This window comes from Arthrobacter sp. TB 26 (assembly GCF_000427315.1).
In the GTDB taxonomy this organism is placed as follows: domain Bacteria; phylum Actinomycetota; class Actinomycetes; order Actinomycetales; family Micrococcaceae; genus Arthrobacter.
Genome location: NZ_AUPJ01000063.1, coordinates 1,797 through 3,823 on the forward strand (window position 1 = coordinate 1,797; position 2,027 = coordinate 3,823).

Sequence of the window (2,027 nt, forward strand, 5' to 3'; positions counted from 1 at the left end):
GGCAGTCCCGGCGGGTAGAGCACGTTCTCCCAGTGGTCATAGCTCCAGCCGCTGGTGCCGATATGCGCCGTCCCGGTCCGGGGTGTGCTCTGGTCCATCCCGCCCGTCCCTTCCCGGCTCGACGTGCCCGCCTGACATCCCCGGACGGCCCGCCGTCGTGCGGGGCAAGGGCATCCCGCCGACCTACGGGGCCGACGGTCCGAAGTTCCGTATCAGCTTCTCTGGATCCTAGTCCTCAGGGAAACGCGTGTGGCACTGTAAGTCCCATGGCTCGCATTGAGGATTACGCACTGGTCGGCGATCTGCACACGGCTGCGCTGATCAGCACCGAAGGTTCGATTGACTGGCTGTGCCTGCCGCGCTTCGACTCGCCCGCCTGCTTCAACGCCCTGCTGGACACACCCCGTGCAGGGCGCTGGCTGCTGGCACCGGAGGGTGGCGGTGAATGCACGCGGCGGCGCTACCGCAAGGGCACCCTCATCCTGGAAACGGAGTGGGAGACGCCCACGGGAAAGATCAAGGTCATCGACTTCATGCCGCCCCGGGACTCGGTGGCGGACATTGTGCGCATTGTGGTGGGACTCCGCGGCACGGTGCAGATGCGCGGTGAGCTGGTCCTGCGCTTCGACTACGGCCACATCGTCCCGTGGGTCCGCCACGACGACCGCGGGATTCACGCCGTCGCGGGCCCCGATGCCGCGTACCTCGTGACCAAGGCGCCGCTGCGGGGCGAGCGACTGCAGACCATCAGCGACTTCACCGTCAAGGCCGGCGACCGGGTCCCGTTCGTCCTGACCTGGACCCCGAGCCACCTTGGCCGTCCCCGCGCAGTGGACCCGGAACAGGTCCTGGCATCGACGGAGGACTTCTGGCAGAGCTGGTCTGCCCAGTGCACAGTCACCGGGCCCTACCGTGCGGTGGTGCAGCGCTCGCTGATCACGCTGAAGGCGCTGACGTTCGCCCCCACCGGCGGGATCGTGGCGGCCGTGACGACCTCGCTGCCGGAAGAACTCGGCGGCGAACGGAACTGGGACTACCGCTTCTGTTGGCTCCGTGATGCCACCCTGACCCTTCAGGCGCTGCTTTCGGCGGGTTACACGGAGGAGGCCGCCGCCTGGCGCGACTGGCTGCTGCGGGCAGTGGCGGGAGACCCCAAGGACCTGCAGATCATGTACGGCATCCACGGTGAGCGCCGCCTGCCCGAGGTGGAATTGTCCTGGTTGCGGGGGTACGAGAACTCCGCCCCGGTCCGGACCGGGAACGGCGCCGCCGGGCAGCTTCAACTCGATGTCTGGGGCGAGGTGCTGGACTGCCTGTCCCTGACCCGGAATTCGCTGCTGACAAGCACCGACGAATCCTGGGACGTGCAACTCGCCCTGATGGACCATTTGGAGACTGCCTGGCAGGAGCCCGACAACGGGCTCTGGGAGATGCGCGGGCCACGACGGCACTTCACCCACTCGAAGGTGATGGCCTGGGTGGCGGCCGACCGCATGGTCAAGGGGGTCCGGGACTTCGGACTGCCCGGACCCGCAGACCGCTGGGAGGAACTCCGGGACACCATCCATGCGGACGTTATGGCCAAGGGCTTCGATGCTGCACGAAACACTTTCGTGCAGTCCTACGGGCGGCCCGAACTCGACGCGAGCCTGCTGCTCATCCCGAGGGTCGGGTTCCTGCCCACGGATGACCCGCGCGTGGTCGGGACGATTGATGCCATCCAGCAGGAACTGACCCACGATGGCTTCCTGCGGCGGTACAAGCCGGCCGAATCCGACGACGGCTTGCCTGGCGGGGAGGGAGTGTTCCTCGCCTGTTCGTTCTGGCTGGTCGAGGCGCTTCTGGGGGCGGGACGGAACCACGAGGCGCGGGAGCTGTTCGAGCGGCTGCTGGCGCTGCGCAACGACGTCGGACTCCTGAGCGAGGAATGGAGCATCGAGGACGCAAGGCAGCTTGGAAATACGCCGCAGGCCTTCAGCCACTTTGCCCTGGTGATGAGCGCCTTGGAACTGCATGAAGACGGGGTG

The 2,027-nt window shown here is 67.3% G+C and carries 2 protein-coding genes (1 of these 2 only partly in view); one reads left to right on the forward strand and one right to left on the reverse strand.

Annotated elements, in window-relative coordinates; all coding sequences use genetic code 11:
- Positions 1-98: the start of a DUF72 domain-containing protein gene (locus K789_RS0101185; protein ID WP_024365151.1), read on the reverse strand. 655 nt of this gene lie to the left of the window's left edge; 98 of the gene's 753 nt are visible here — the first part of the coding sequence; its start codon is at positions 96-98; the stop codon falls past the left edge of the window.
- 168 nt (positions 99-266) lie between these two features.
- Here K789_RS0101185 and K789_RS0101190 point away from each other — a divergent pair.
- The coding region (locus tag K789_RS0101190) for a glycoside hydrolase family 15 protein (protein WP_024365152.1) at positions 267-2,027 on the forward strand (1,761 nt) is incomplete at its 3' end.